The organism is Tsukamurella pseudospumae, assembly GCF_001575195.1.
GTDB lineage: Bacteria > Actinomycetota > Actinomycetes > Mycobacteriales > Mycobacteriaceae > Tsukamurella > Tsukamurella pseudospumae.
This window is the reverse complement of record NZ_LSRF01000001.1, coordinates 546,504-560,692: the sequence shown is the minus strand read 5'-3', so window position 1 is coordinate 560,692 and position 14,189 is coordinate 546,504. Positions and strand designations below refer to the sequence as shown.

Sequence of the window (14,189 nt, the reverse complement as noted above, 5' to 3'; positions counted from 1 at the left end):
GAACGGGTGAAGAGGCGCTAACCGACGCGGCGGGCGGCCCCGCCGACCTCCGGAACCGGAAGCCCGAGGTGCTCACGGAGCGTCGTGGCGCCGTACTCGGATCGGAACGCCCCGCGCTCCTGCAGCAGCGGAACCACCTGGGCGATGAAGTCGTCGAGACCGGTCGGAGTGAGGTGCGGCACGAGGATGAAGCCGTCGGCGGCGTCGGCCTGGACGTAGGTGTCGATCTCGTCCGCGACCTGCTGCGCGGTCCCCACGAATTGCGGCCGTGTGTTGAGCTCGATCACCAACTCCCGGATGGACAGCCCGCCCGCCTCGGCGCGCGCACGGTACGTGGCCACGATCTCGCGCGGGTCCGCATGCAGGACACGCCCCTTCACCGCCTGGGCCTCGAAGACCGGCTCGACGTCGGGCAGCGGACCGTCGGGATCGAAGGACTGGAGTTCGCGCCCCCAGACCTGCTCGAGGAAGTTGAGCGCGGTCTGCGGGCCGACCTGGCTGCGGCGGATCTCGCGGGCCTTCTCCGCCGCCTCGTCGGCGGTGCCCCCGATGACCGCGGCCGCGCCGGGGAAGACCTTGAGATGGTCCGGGTTACGGCCGCGATCCGCGGCGCGCCGCTTGACGTCGGCGTAGAAGGTCCGGCCGCTCTCGAGCGAGCCGTGCCGGGTGAAGATCGCGTCGGCCTGGGCCGCAGCGAAGTCGCGTCCCTCCCCGGAATCACCGGCCTGCAACAGGACCGGGTGTCCCTGCGGCGACGGCGGGAGCGGCGCGCTGCCCCGGACGTCGAACTGCGTTCCGTGATGCACGATCTGATCGCCGCCCCAGCCGTCCCAGAACTTCCGGGCGACGGTGACGAACTCGTCGGCGCGCCGATACCGGTCGGCGTGCGCCAGGAAGCCGCCCCGCCGGAAGTTCTCACCGGTGAAGGCATCGGAACTGGTGACCATGTTCCAGGCCGCCCGGCCGTCGCTGAGATGGTCGAGCGTCGCGAACTGCCGTGCCACGTCGAAGGGCTCGTTGAAGGTCGTGTTGATCGTGCCCGCGAGCCCGATGCGCTCGGTGACGGCCGCCAGCGCGGCGAGCACGGTGAACGTGTCGGGGCGGCCGACGACATCGAGGTCGTGGATGCGCCCCAGATGCTCGCGCAGGCGCAGCCCCTCCGCGAGGAAGAAGAAGTCGAACTTCCCGCGCTCCGCGGCGCGGGCGAGATGGACGAACGAGTCGAACTCCACCTGGCTCCGCGCGGCGGGATCCGACCAGACGGTGTTGTGGTTCACGCCCGGGAAATGCGCGGCGAGGTGGATCTGCTTACGGTGCGCGCCTTCGCGCACCGGAACGCCCTCGTATCCGGTGGTCACAGGAGTCCCCATTCCTTCGCCAGGAGTTCGTGGCTGCGCAGGCGCGCGGCGTGGTCGTGGGTGACCGAGGTGATGACGATCTCGTCGGCCCCGGTGCGTTCGGCCAGGGCGCGCAGGCCGTCGGCCACGCGCCCCGGCTCGCCCACGAACTGCGTCTCGGTACGGTCGGCGACCGCCGCCCGCTCGGCATCGGTGAGGGCTGCGCTGTCCCGCGGGTAGGCGATCGCGCCGGCGCCGTACCGGATCGAATGCACCCACGCGGGGAAGCCCGCGGCGAGTTCCCGGGCCTGCGCGTCGGTGTCGCCGACCACGACATCGGCGCTGACGACGAGGCGGGGCGCCGCCAGCCGATCGGACGGACGGAACGCCTCGCGGTAGGCGCGGACCGCGTCGAGAGTCGTTGCGGGGCTGACGTGGTAGTTCGCGACGAAGGGCAGCCCACGGCCGCCGGCGACCTGTGCGCTCTCCCCGCCGCTGCTGCCGAAGAGCCAGACCGGCGCGTCGTGGGCGGCCTCGGCGACGGGCGACCGCAACGGACGCCCGTCGGCGGTGAAGGTGCCGCCGATCAGCGCCAGGACGTCGTCGACCTGCTCCGCGAAGCCGGGCGGCTGCGCGTGCGGGTGGTAGAGGGTCTCGTAACCCGCGACGATCGCCGGATTCGGCCCCGGCGCACCGGGCGGCGGCGTGCGGAGCCGCTGCCCCGTGCGGCCCAGTCCGATGTCTACGCGGCCCGGATGCAACGCCGCGAGCACACCGAAGGCGTCGGCGACCGTGGGCGCGGTGGTGAAGCCCACGAGCACCGCCGCCGACCCGACACGGATCCGGTTCGTAGCGGCGAGGATCTCGCCGATCAGCACGGCCGGGGCGGCGCTGGCGACGTGTGCGAAGTGGTGCTCGGCGACCCAGTAGCGGCCGTACCCCCAGTCCTCGGCACGGCGCGCGAGCTCGAGGGTGTTGCGGAGCGCCGCCGCGGGATTCGATCCGTCGGCGATCGGCGCAAGGTCGAGAACGTTCAGCGAGGTCATCAGGCACCCTTCACGGCGACGAAACGGTTGACGGCCGGCGCGAGGCCGAGGATGTCGCGCAGTGTGCCCGCCCGCGGGGAGCCCGGCAGGAGTGGCGCGAAGGCGGATCGCAGGCGGGGAAGGTCGACGGCGTTGACGCCGGGGCGCAGGCGGGCACCGTCGAAGCCGAGCGCCTGCCATCCGGAGACCGTACGGGCGAGAGACTCCCCCGTGCCGGCGAACACCACGGTGTCGTCGTCCGCCGGCTCGCGGCGGTCCAACTTCTCGATGCGGCGCAGCGCCGTCCGTTCGGAATCGGCGAGGTGGACGGTGACGTCGACGAGGATGCGCGCCACGCCCGCGGCGCGGAGCCGGGAGGCCGTCGCCGCCAGGGCCTCATCGGCCGCGGCGGGCACGATCGCCACGTCCGCGCGGGCGGCGACCGTCTCCGTCTCGGCGCCGGTGACACGGACGATCACCGGCGGGCTCCCCTGCGGCGGCCGCGGCGTGATCGACGGGCCCTTGACGGAGAAGTTCTCGCCCTGGAAATCGATGTAGTGCAGGCGGTCCCGGTCGATGAAGCGGCCGGTGGCACGGTCCTTGACGATCGCGTCGTGCTCCCAGCTGTCCCACAGGTCGCGCAGAACCTCGATGTACTCGCGCGCCTCCTCGGCGAGGGACGCCGGTGCCTGCGGGTTCTTGCGGCCGAAGAGCGCCGCGTCGGCGGCGGCGCCCGTGGTGGCGGGGAGCACGCCCGCGCGGCCACCGCTCACGTAGTCGAGCGTCGCGACCGCCTTGGAGGCGTGGAAGGGTTCGGTGTGCGTGGCGGTCACGGTCGGCACCAGCCCGATCCGTGGCACCGACGGCGCCAGGCGCGCCGCCAGCAGCGTCGCGTCGAACCGCCCGGTCAGCCGGTCACGGGCGGTGAGCGTGAACGAGTCCTCAAAGGTCACGAGGTCGGCGGCGGCCACCTCCGCGGAGCGGGCCAGCCCAACCCAGTGCTCCGCGGAGGTGGCCTCCAGTGGGTCCGCGCCGACCTCCGCGAACGCTGCGGGATGCCAGCCGAACGGCTCCAGGGCGATCCCGAGGACAGGGCGAGAGGTAGGCGCGGTCACGGATTCGACGGTAGGCCGCGGGGATTCGTCTGTGACCCCTTGCGCTCAGCGTGGATCGAAGGGAATCGAACCGCGCTCGGCCCCGCCCGGGCCGCCTGCCCTACCTGCAGGCGGTCCCGTCGTTCATGCGCCGGCAGATCCGACGGGGCCTCCTCGCCCTCCGGGAGCGGATCCGGAGGAAGCCCGGAAGCTGCCCCCTCTGCCGCCGTGACCCCGCTCAGCTCCGGGCGCGTTCGCGCCAGACGGGGCTGTCGACGAAATGATTGTCGTACTCCTCCTTGGCGGCGACGAGCTCCGACGGAGCAGCGGCACCCGACGCGATGTCGCGCAGCAGCCGGAAGTAGCCGAACCGCTCCACGCCGGGTGTGAGCACGATCAATGCGCTCGTGGCCACGGCCGGACCGGCCGCGAAGGCGTGCACCGTGTTCGGTGGGATCACCGCAAGGGAGCCGACCCCGACGACTGTGATGTCCTCGTCGATGAGCATCTCCAGCGCACCCTCGAGCACGTAGAAGATCTCCGTCGATCGAGTGTGGAAGTGCGGCGAGGCGCCGTCGACGCCGGCCGGGAGCCGCACTCGCTGCACGCTCGCCGCCCCGTCGGTGGCGGAAGCATCGGCGAACAGGTCGATCTGCGGGCCGCCCCCTTCGCCGACAATCTCCGTGTTCCGAATGATCATGACGCCTCCAAGTAGTTCGATGACTAACTACTAAGATGATTAACCATCTAACGATGTCCGTCAAGGCGTAGTCTCGGCGCGTGCACGACGTCGACGCCGCGATGGCCCAATGGCATGCCGAATACCCCGGTCTGGACACCCTGCCCATGAGCATCATCGGCAGGCTCGCCCATCTCGAGGCGGCCGCCCGTGCCGCGATCGAGGCTCCCCTCGAAGCTGAGGGGCTGCGCAGGGGCGAGTTCGACGTGCTTGCGACACTCCGCCGATCGGGCACGCCCTTCGCTCTGAACCCCGCGACCCTGGCGGATCAACTCCTCATCACCCGAGCGGGACTGACCGCCCGAGTCGACCGGCTCGAAGCGGCCGGATTCGTCACCCGCACCCCCGACCCCAGCGACGGACGAGGGAAGAGCGTGACGCTCACAGCCGAGGGCCGACACCTCATCGAACGCCTGCTACCCGGCCACATCCAGCGCGAACGGGATCTTCTGTCCCCCCTGAGCCGCGAACAGCAGCAGGCATTCGACACCCTCCTTCGCGATCTCACGACCTGAAGCCCGGGCCTCCCGGAACGGACGCCGCCCCGAGGCCCCCTCGGACGTGTCGTCGCCCCGACACCGGATCAACGGCCGTTCATCGTGTCCTCGATCCGCTGGACCACCGCGTGCGGCAGGTCCGACGCGAGGATGTCGCGCCACAGCCACACCGCGTCCGGACCGAAGGAGTGACCGAACCCGTTCGGCACATCGGCGGAGAACACCATGTCCATCGTGACCTGCCAGAAGGTCACGACCGGCAGCCAGCGCATCAGCGGATCGACGTCCGGCCCGAGCGGCTCCCGCAACCAGTCCGGCCGTTGGTACGCCAGCTCCCTGTTCCACCACGTGATCGGGTCGCCGGCGTGCTGCCAGTACACGACCCGCGGGAACGACCACGCCGTCGCCGGTTGGTGCACGTCCTGGATCCGCGACGCGAACCGGATGTTGCGACCACCGTCGACCACCGGCAACCGCTCCGGCGAACCCTGGTCCCGGGCTTCAGTGAGCCCGCGCCACGGCTGCGCGAAGTTGGGAGTGCCGACCAGGAGCGCACCGTCGACCTGTGCCAGCATGTCCGGCGCGTCGCGGAAGGCGCCCTGACCGCCGTAGCTCCCGAGACTCTCGCCGAAGACCACGAGCTTCGGCCGGGCGTCCGCGGGCAACCGCGACCAGCGCTCGCGCACCGCGGTGAACAGCGCCTTCCCCGCGTCGAGCGGCGGCTGCCGGTCCGCGACGAAGGACAGGGCGCTCGGCAGGAACGAGTACTGCATCGCCGCGATCGCGGTGTCTCCGCCGTTGATGTACTCGAACGACGACGCCACGTTCGGATTGATCCAGCCCCGCCCGGTCGTCGTGACGACGGCGAGCACCTTGCGCTCGAAGGCGTGCGTGCGCTCCAGTTCGGCGACCACCCGCTTCGCGACCCCGTCCACGGAATCGGCCGACACCCGCCCCGCGTACACCCGGATCGGCGTCTTGGCCGGCGCGCCCAGGACCTGCGCGATCCGCTCGGCCGACGGTCCGCCCGCGACGAACGTGCGCCCCTCACGCCCGAGGGAATCCCATGCCTCCGCCGACGCCGGCGATCCACTCCGTTCGGGGACGCTCGGCTGCTCCACGCCCGGCGCGGTGCTCTTGTCCGTGAGTTCTGCGGTGGCCGCCGCCGTACCGATGATCCCGCGGTCGACGACCCCCGAGACGGCCAGCACGAGCACGACCGCCACCACGACGACGGTCGCGGCACCGGCGACGAGCGGCGGCAGTACCCGAAGGAGGCCCCGGCGCACCCATCGCGCCAGTACCAGGATCCCCCTGCCGATCTGCACCACGAACAGCGCGACGACCAGGGACAGCAGGACGACGACCGAATAGAGCGGAGCCGGCTCCCTCGGCACCCCCATGAGGTCACGTACCACCTGCTGCCAGTGGTGGCCCAGCACGGTGAACACCGGGATCACGAGCACCGCGGCCACCGCGAGCGCCCACCATCCGGTGCGGCGCAACCGGTCCGAGTACGCCGGACGGAAGCCGCCCACGCGCACGAGTGCGGCAAGACCGGCCCCGATCCCGTAGCCGACCGCGACGGACAGGCCGGTCGCCGCGGACTGCAGGAACCACGGGCGCGGCAGCAGCGACGGGGTCATCGACCCCGCGAAGAACGCGAGCGCGACGACCAGCCCCGTCGCGGAGAATCGACCGACCCACCGTCGGACCGCCGCCACCGCCCGATTGCGAGTGGCCGCATCGACACGATCGACGTCCATCATCATCACTCACCCCACGGCTCGAGCGCAGACGCCGGAACACCCGGAGTCGGAAAGGCGAACGGTAGCACGTCGGCGGGTCGCCACAGAATGGCGGACAATGAATTCCGAGCCCGGAGTTCCCTCATTTCCGGCGACGCCATCGGGCCGCTCCCGAGTTTTCTCGATTCATCGGCACGGTAACGCCCTGAATGGTCGATAATCGACCGATGGACGAACCACGGACGACCGCCGATGTCAGCTCCGCCGTCGGCCGGGCGGCACGCAAGCGAGTACCGCGGAGCACCATCGGAGACTGGAACCCGACATCGCGGGGTCACGACGCGCTCGAAACCATCCTCGCGCAGAACGACATCCGCGACGAACGACTCCTCCCCCTCCGGCACGGGCGCATGGCCGCCACGCCGTGGACCTACTACCGCGGCGCCGCGGCGGTGATGGCGGCGGACCTCGCGTCGGCGCCGCACACCGACCTCACCGTGCAACTGTGCGGAGACGCGCACGTGCTGAACTTCGGATTGTGGCGCAGCCCCGAACGGAATCTTCTCTTCGATCTCCGAGATTTCGACGAAACACTACCCGGTCCTTTCGAATGGGATCTCAAACGATTCCTCGCGAGCCTCGTCATTCTTGCCGAAACGAATGGGCTGCCGCCCGCAACCACGGCCGACGCCGTGCGGAGCGGGTTCCGCGGCTACCGCGACTGGATCGCACGCTACTCGACCTGGCCCGAGCTCGACATCTGGTACGACAGCGTCGACATGACGCAACTGATGAACTACGTGGCTCCGGACGACGAGCAGCGTCTCGAACGGTACATCGAGAAGCGCGCCGCCAAGCGCTCCCAGCGCGGCGCTCTCCGGAAGTTCACCCAGGTGGTCGACGGCGACCGCCAGCTCACGGAGGCACCGCCCTACCGCACCCACGCGCTGAGCCACTACGCCGAGCAACTCGACACCGTCTTCCGGCAGTACCGCGACAGCGTCGCGGACCACGTCGCGCACCTCTGGTCGCGCTACGACCTGGTGGACGCCGTGCAACAGGTCGTCGGCGTCGGCAGCGTGGGCATGCGCGTCTTCCTCACCCTGAGCGAGGAACGGCGAACGGGCGACGCGCTGCTCCTGCAGGTCAAGCAGGCCGGTCCGTCCGTGTACGAGCAGTTCCTCGGCCCCAGCCGCTACTCGGCACACGGGGAGCGGGTCGTCCAGGGACAGCGACTCATCCAGGCCGCCACCGACATGTTCGTGGGCTGGACCTCCATCGACGGCATGGACTACTACGTCCGGCAGTTCCGCGACGGCAAGGTCATCCCCGACGGGGACCTCGTCGCGCCGCGCCTGCCGTCGTTCGCCGAGGCCTGCGGGCACGTCCTGGCCCGCGCCCACGCCCGCAGCGGCGACGCGACGAAGATCGACGGCTACCTCGGCGGAGCCGCGCGGGTCGAGGACGGCTTCGTCGACTTCGCCTTCGCGTACGCCGAGCAGAACCGCCGCGACCACGCGCAACTGGTGGCCGCGGTCGATGCCGGATCCGTGCCCGCGGCGCCCGGATGGCCCTGATCCGCAACGGATCTCACCCGAGACCGATACCGAGAGCGAGCGGGAGCCCGACCACGCACCACGCGGCGCCGATCATCGCCGGACCGTGCGGCACCGTCCGACCACGAGCGACCAGCGCCCACACCACGGTGATCGCCTGCGCGGCGAGGACCGCGACGAGAACCGCCGGTACCCCGCCCGCTCCCCCGACGACGGCACCGAGCGTGGGCGCCAGTTTCACATCGCCCGCGCCCATGCCGCGGGCGAGGAAGGCCGCGCCGTTCACCACGGTCCAGAGCGCCGCACCGAGGAGCGCGGAGGGCGCACCGTCGAACGCCTGCCAGAGGGCGACGGCGAGTGCCGCCGCCGCGGCGGGCAGGGTCAGGACGTTCGGCAGGCGTCGCTCGCGCACGTCGAACCGGCACAGCGCGACGCACCACGCGACGAACGGCGCCAGGGCGAATCCCCCGAAGAGCCCCCACTCCACACCGGGAGTGTGTCAGGACAGGAGTACGTTCCGCAGCAGATCGGGGACCGGGACCGATCCCGACCCGTCGGTCGCGATCACCGCGTGCACGACCCGGCCCGACACGGCGTCGGTGGGGACCTCGGCGTCGAGGTCCGTGCGGAACACGAACTCGAGGGTGAAGCTCTTGTTCCCGATCCGCCCGGTCCGCAGGACCAGCTCGACATCGCGATCGTCGGTCAGGCCCGCGGCGTAGTCCATCTCCACGTGCACGACCTGGGTGTCGAATCCGGCCGCCAGCAGCGCCTCGTAGCCGTCCCCGCGGTCGGCGTAGAACTCCGTCACCGCCGTGTCGACGTAGCCCAGGTACCACATGTTGAACATCACGCCCTGGCGGTCGATCTCGTAGTACCGCGGCCGGAATCGATACCGGAAGTCCGTCATCGTTCCGCCCTCGCGGCGGCCAACGCGGCCGCCATCGCGGCGCGCGGCGCCGGCCGGCCGGTGAACCATTCGGCCTGGCGGTACGCCTGCGCGAGCAGCATCGTCAGGCCGCCGGCGGTCCGGGCGCCCTTCGACTCGGCCGCCGCCACGAGTAGCGTGGGCCAGGGATCGTAGGCGACGTCCGCGACGGCGGGCGCCGCCGACGACAGCGCGTCCACGAGCGGGAAGTCTTCGGACTGGGCCGATCCCGGCACCGTCGACACCACGACGTCCGCCGTCGGCACGGAGTCCGCCGCGAGCGGTGCCCACGACGCGGTGAGGCCGAAGGACGCGGCGCACAGCAGGGCGTCCTGCGCCCGCGACTCCGAGCGGGCGAGCACCGTCGCCCTGCGGAAGCCGCGGTCGGCGAGCGCGGCGAACACCGGGCGGGCCGTGCCGCCGGCACCGACGACGACCGCCGACTCCCCCGCCGCGCCGCACTCGTCCAGGAGGCCGGCGGCACCGTCGACGTCCGTGCAGTCGGCCAGCCACCCGGCCTCGGTGCGCACCAGCGTGTTCGCGGACCCGACGGTGACCGCGCGCTCCGTACGCTCGTCGGCGAACGCCAGGGCCGCGAACTTCCCGGGCATCGTGACGGACAGGCCCACCCACTCCGACCCCAGGCCGGCGACCAGGCCCGGCAGAGCATCGGCGTCGCACTCGATCCGCTCGTAGGTCCAGTCCAGACCCAACGCGCGGAACGCGGCGTTGTGGAGCACCGGGGACAGCGAATGCGCGATCGGCTTCCCCAGGACCGCCGCGCGTCGCGATCCGGTCACCGACCGCAGCCCGCAGTCAGGAACTTCGTGTCGCAGGCCTTCTGCCGGTTGCGCTCGTGCTGCGCGAAGTCGTCGGTGAACAGCGTCGTGCCCTGGCTGTCGACCGTGACGAAGTACAGCCACGGCCCCGGTGCGGGGTTCTCCGTCGCGACCAGCGCCGGGATCCCCACCGCGCCGATCGGCGTCGCCGGCAGACCCGTCTTGGCGTAGGTGTTCCACTCGGTCTTCTTGAGCAGCTGCTCGCCCACCACGTCGATGCCGGTGACGGCCTCGGTGTAGTTGACGGTCGAATCCATCTCGAGCTTCTGGTTCTTCGCGAGCCGGTTGAGGATCACCCGCGCGACCTTCGGGTAGTCGTCGGCCTGGTTCACCTCGCGCTCGACGATCGACGCGGACACCAGCACCTGGTACGGCGCGAGCTTCGCCGCGGACGTGCGGCTCGCGTCGAGCAGGCCCTGCGCCTCGTACTGCTTGGCCGACGCCGTGATGAGCTCCTTGAGGATCGACACCGGCGTGCCCGACGGGTCGATCTGGTCCCACACGCCCGGCGCGATGAGCCCCTCGATGCGGCGGTGATCCCCCTTGAGCCGGTTCACGGTGGCGGCCGCCCAGTCGGGGACCCCGAGATCGGCGACACTCGCCGTGGAGGCCACCTTGACGAAATCCGCCTTGGCCGTCTGCTTCTTCACGCCGCCGTCCGTATGGGCCGTGGCCGCGGACAGCTGACTGAAGATCCCCGGCGCGACCTTGTTGTCCTTGTTGCGCTTGTCGTCGAGGACCGCACCGGGCGAGACGTTGAGCATGCCCACGCGGTGCGTCCGCGCCGGGTCCACCAGCATGGTGACGACCTCGGACGCGGGCAGGGTCATGCGGAGCTCGTAGTAGCCCGCGGAGATCGGCTTGTCGCCCGCGGCCCGGTTGAACGCGCCGACCGACTTGACCACCCCGGCGTCCACGAGGTTCTGCGCGAAGTCCGAGTTGTTCTCACCGGTGATGTGCACGACGACCTCGGCACCCGACTGACCCGACGCGAAGTCCTCCGGAGCAGCCCCGCCCCCGAACAACGAACCGCGCACCGTCCACAGCACCGCGCCGACCGCCACGAGGAAGACCACCAGGATCGACAGCAGAGCGATGCGGCGGCGGCGCTTCACCTGCGCCTGTCGCGCGGCCCTGCGTCGGTCCGCCCGGGTGGTCCGCTGCTCGCCGACCGCGACCGGTTCCGCGCGGTGCCTGTTCCACCCGTCGCTCACTCGCCGACCTCCTCGGGGCCGGGCACCGGCCTCTGCTCGTCGAGCCATCCCTGCAGGATGGCCACCGCGGCGGCCTGATCGATCACCGCTCGCTGCTCCTTCGCCCGCACCCCGTTCTCGCGCAGCGCACGCTGCGCGGTGACCGTGGTGAAGCGCTCGTCAGAAAAACATACCCGTGGCGGCGTTGCCTGTGAGGTACGCAGGACCCCGGCGAGCCGTCGCGCGAAGCCCTCGGCCATCTTCGCCGAGGCCCCACGTTCGCCGCGCAGGGTGCGGGGCATCCCGACGACGATCTCGATCGGCTCGTAGTCGACCACCAGTTGCGCGATCCGCCGCAGGTCGGAGCCGTCCTTCGCGGCGCGGACCGTCTCCACCGGCGTGGCGAGGATCCCGTCGGGATCCGAGACGGCCACGCCGATGCGGGCCTTCCCCACGTCCAGGGCGAGCCGACGGCCGCGCTCCCACGCGGGCTGCGCGCCGCTCACCGTCAGGCGCCCACCGTCCGCGTGACCTCGGCCCGGACCGCGGCGATACCGCCGTCGATGCCCGAGGCGTCCGATCCGGCACCCTGGGCCATGTCGGCCTTGCCGCCGCCGCGCCCGCCGACCGACGGGGCCGCGGCCTTGACCACGTCGCCGGCCTTGACGCCCAGTTCCTGCGCGGCGTCGTTGGCCGCGACCACGAAGGGCACCTTGTCGCCGTCGACCGCGAACAGGGCGATGACGGCCGGCTCAGCGCCGAGGCGGCCCTTGAGCTGCATGACCAGACCGCGGAGCTCACCGGCGGTGACGCCCTGCGGCGCCTTCGCGGCGACCAGCCGGACGGCGCCCACCCGCTCGGGGGCGGACGCCAGCTCCGCCAGCGCGGACAGCGCCGCCTGCGCCCGCAGCTTCTCCAGTTCCTTCTCGGCGTCCTTGAGCCGGGTGACCAGCGACTCGACGCGCGCCGGCACCTCCTCCGAGGGCACCTTGAGCGAGCTCGACAACGCGGATACGAGGGCGTGCTCCTTCGCGAGGTACTGCTGCGAGTCGAGGCCCACGTAGGCCTCGACGCGACGCACGCCCGAGCCGACGGAGCTCTCCCCGAGCAGGGTGACGGGGCCGACCAGACCCGAGCTGGCGACGTGCGTACCGCCGCACAGCTCCATCGAGAAGGGCCCGCCGATCTCGACGACGCGCACCCGCTCGCCGTAGTTCTCGCCGAACAGCGCCATCGCGCCGCTCTTCTTCGCGGTCTCCAGGTCGGTGACCTGGGTGTGCACCGCGTAGTCGGCCTGCACGGCCTCGTTGGTCACCCGCTCGATGTCGGCGCGCTGCTGCTCGTTCAGGCCGCCCGACCAGCGGAAGTCGAAGCGCAGGTAGCCGGGCTTGTTGAGCGAGCCCGCCTGCACGGCATTGGGGCCGAGCACCTGGTGCAGCGCGGCGTGCACCAGGTGGGTCCCCGAATGCCCCTGGGTGCTGCCGTGCCGGTGCGACGGGTCGACCGCGACGGTGACGGTGTCGCCCTCGGCGACCTCGCCGGCGGCGACGGTGCCCTGGTGGCGCCACACGGTCTTCGCGACGCGCTGCACGTCGGTCACGACGATCTGCGCGCCGGCGGCGGTGGTGATCGTGCCGATGTCGGCGAGCTGACCGCCGGCCTCCGCGTAGAGCGGGCTGCGGTCCAGCACGATCTCGATGTCGTCGCCCTGGTGCGCGACGGGTACGCGGACGCCGTCCTTGATCAGGCCGAGCACCTGCGCGTCGGAGACCAGCTCGTCGAAGCCGGTGAACTCCGTGGGTCCGCGGTCCACGAACTCGCGGAACACCGACAGGTCGGCCAGCGCCGACTTGCGCGAGTTCGCGTCGTCCTTGGCGCGCTGGCGCTGCTCGGCCATGAGCGCGCGGAAGCCGTCCTCGTCGACCGTGAGGCCGGCCTCGGAGGCCATCTCCAGCGTGAGGTCGATCGGGAAGCCGTAGGTGTCGTGCAGTGTGAAGGCGTCGTCGCCCGAGAGCACCGTCCGGCCCGAGGACTTGGTCGAGTCCACGGCATTGCCGAACAGCGTGGTGCCCTGTTCGAGAGTCTTGAGGAAGGCCTGCTCCTCGCCGGTGGCGATGTTCCGGATGCGCTCGGCGTCGTCGGCGAGCGAAGGGTACGACAGGGTCATCGTCGAGATGACGGTGTCGACGAAGGCGCCCATCGTCTCGCCGGTCGCGCCGAGGAGGCGGGCCGAGCGCACCACGCGGCGCAGGAGGCGGCGCAGCACGTAGCCACGGCCGTCGTTGCCGGGGTTCACGCCGTCCTCGATGAGCATCACCGCGGTGCGGGTGTGGTCGGCGATGACGCGGAAGAGCCGGTCGTGCTCCGGGTTGGATTCAGGTCGCCGGCCGTACACCTGCCCCGTGAGCTCCTGGGCGCGGTCGATGACGGGACGCAGCAGGTCGGTGTCGTAGACGTTGTCGACGCCCTGCAGCAGGAAGGCGACGCGCTCGACGCCCATGCCGGTGTCGATGTTCTTCTTCGGCAGCTCGCCGAGGATCTCGAAGTTCTCCTTGCCGCCGCCCTGGCCCCGCTCGTTCTGCATGAAGACGAGGTTCCAGATCTCGATGTAGCGGTCCTCGTCGGCCTCCGGGCCGCCCTCGACGCCGTACTCGGGGCCGCGGTCGTAGAAGATCTCCGAGCACGGGCCCGCGGGTCCGGGGATGCCCATGGACCAGTAGTTGTCCTTCATACCGCGGCGCTGGATGCGCTCGGGCACCTGGCCGACCTCGAGCCACAGGTCGCGGGCCTCGTCGTCGTCGAGGTACACGGTGGACCACAGGCGCTCGGGATCCATCCCGAATCCGCCCTCGTCGACGGGGTTCGTCAGCAGCGACCAGGCGAAGCGGATGGCCTCGCGCTTGAAGTAGTCGCCGAAGCTGAAGTTGCCGGCCATCTGGAAGAAGGTGTTGTGGCGCGTGGTGATGCCCACCTCCTCGATGTCGAGGGTGCGCACGCACTTCTGGATCGACGTCGCCCGGTCGTAGGGCGGCGTCTGCTGGCCCAGGAAGTACGGCACGAAGGGCACCATGCCGGCGATCACGAACAGCTGATTCGGGTCGTTCAGGACCAGCGACGCACTCGGCACCTGGGTGTGTCCGGCCTTGACGAAGTGGTCCGTGAACCGCTTCCGAATCTCATGGGTCTGCACAACGATCCTTCGCGTAAAAGATTTCGATCTCGACCTACGAACC

General features: G+C 71.0%; 13 protein-coding genes. 2 read left to right on the top strand and 11 right to left on the bottom strand.

The window, feature by feature from the left end; all coding sequences use genetic code 11:
- Positions 1 to 17: 17 nt before the first annotated feature.
- From AXK60_RS02615 to AXK60_RS02600, 4 genes are all read right to left on the bottom strand, one after another.
- Positions 18 to 1,358 carry an NtaA/DmoA family FMN-dependent monooxygenase gene (locus tag AXK60_RS02615; RefSeq protein WP_244880999.1) on the bottom strand — a complete coding sequence of 447 codons (1,341 nt, stop codon included), beginning with the start codon at positions 1,356 to 1,358 and terminating at the stop codon, positions 18 to 20.
- Positions 1,355 to 2,383, bottom strand: a complete 1,029-nt coding sequence (locus AXK60_RS02610) for an MsnO8 family LLM class oxidoreductase (protein ID WP_068569401.1) — start codon at positions 2,381 to 2,383, stop codon at positions 1,355 to 1,357. The genes AXK60_RS02615 and AXK60_RS02610 overlap by 4 nt, the downstream gene beginning before the upstream one ends.
- A complete protein-coding gene (locus AXK60_RS02605) occupies positions 2,383 to 3,477 on the bottom strand; it encodes an LLM class flavin-dependent oxidoreductase (RefSeq protein ID WP_068569400.1) in 1,095 nt (364 codons plus the stop codon). The genes AXK60_RS02610 and AXK60_RS02605 overlap by 1 nt, the downstream gene beginning before the upstream one ends.
- Before the next feature lie 217 nt (positions 3,478 to 3,694).
- Positions 3,695 to 4,156, bottom strand: coding sequence for a cupin domain-containing protein (locus tag AXK60_RS02600; RefSeq protein WP_068569399.1), 462 nt, complete (start codon positions 4,154 to 4,156; stop codon positions 3,695 to 3,697).
- Between the two features lie 80 nt (positions 4,157 to 4,236).
- Here AXK60_RS02600 and AXK60_RS02595 point away from each other — a divergent pair, with 80 nt between their 5' ends.
- Positions 4,237 to 4,710 carry a MarR family winged helix-turn-helix transcriptional regulator gene (locus AXK60_RS02595; RefSeq protein WP_139057711.1) on the top strand — a complete coding sequence of 158 codons (474 nt, stop codon included), beginning with the start codon at positions 4,237 to 4,239 and terminating at the stop codon, positions 4,708 to 4,710.
- A gap of 68 nt (positions 4,711 to 4,778) precedes the next feature.
- Here AXK60_RS02595 and AXK60_RS02590 read toward each other — a convergent pair whose 3' ends face one another.
- Positions 4,779 to 6,458, bottom strand: coding sequence for an alpha/beta hydrolase (locus tag AXK60_RS02590; RefSeq protein ID WP_175399913.1), 1,680 nt, complete (start codon positions 6,456 to 6,458; stop codon positions 4,779 to 4,781).
- Positions 6,459 to 6,667: 209 nt separating this feature from the next.
- On the opposite strand from AXK60_RS02590, the gene AXK60_RS02585 reads away from it, so the two are divergent.
- Positions 6,668 to 8,017: a DUF2252 domain-containing protein gene (locus tag AXK60_RS02585; RefSeq protein ID WP_231855389.1), complete on the top strand. Its 1,350-nt coding sequence runs from the start codon at positions 6,668 to 6,670 to the stop codon at positions 8,015 to 8,017.
- A gap of 13 nt (positions 8,018 to 8,030) precedes the next feature.
- Here the strand turns inward: AXK60_RS02585 and AXK60_RS02580 are convergent, their stop codons facing one another.
- Genes AXK60_RS02580 through alaS form a run of 6 tightly spaced genes read right to left on the bottom strand, consistent with a single transcriptional unit; the run spans position 8,031 to position 14,146 of the window.
- Positions 8,031 to 8,483, bottom strand: a complete 453-nt coding sequence (locus AXK60_RS02580) for a prepilin peptidase (protein ID WP_068743460.1) — start codon at positions 8,481 to 8,483, stop codon at positions 8,031 to 8,033.
- A 12-nt stretch (positions 8,484 to 8,495) separates the two neighbouring features.
- Positions 8,496 to 8,906, bottom strand: a complete 411-nt coding sequence (locus tag AXK60_RS02575; protein WP_068743548.1) for an acyl-CoA thioesterase — start codon at positions 8,904 to 8,906, stop codon at positions 8,496 to 8,498.
- On the bottom strand, positions 8,903 to 9,724 hold the full coding sequence (locus AXK60_RS02570) for a shikimate dehydrogenase (protein ID WP_231855391.1): 822 nt from the start codon (positions 9,722 to 9,724) through the stop codon (positions 8,903 to 8,905). The genes AXK60_RS02575 and AXK60_RS02570 overlap by 4 nt, the downstream gene beginning before the upstream one ends.
- The gene (locus AXK60_RS02565; RefSeq protein WP_068569396.1) at positions 9,721 to 10,977 is read right to left on the bottom strand and encodes an endolytic transglycosylase MltG; all 1,257 of its coding nucleotides are present in this window, start codon (positions 10,975 to 10,977) and stop codon (positions 9,721 to 9,723) included. The genes AXK60_RS02570 and AXK60_RS02565 overlap by 4 nt, the downstream gene beginning before the upstream one ends.
- Positions 10,974 to 11,462, bottom strand: a complete 489-nt coding sequence (gene ruvX / locus AXK60_RS02560; protein WP_068569395.1) for a Holliday junction resolvase RuvX — start codon at positions 11,460 to 11,462, stop codon at positions 10,974 to 10,976. The genes AXK60_RS02565 and ruvX overlap by 4 nt, the downstream gene beginning before the upstream one ends.
- Positions 11,463 to 11,464: 2 nt before the next feature.
- On the bottom strand, positions 11,465 to 14,146 hold the full coding sequence (alaS, locus tag AXK60_RS02555) for an alanine--tRNA ligase (RefSeq protein ID WP_068569394.1): 2,682 nt from the start codon (positions 14,144 to 14,146) through the stop codon (positions 11,465 to 11,467).
- Between the last annotated feature and the right edge of the window lie 43 nt (positions 14,147 to 14,189).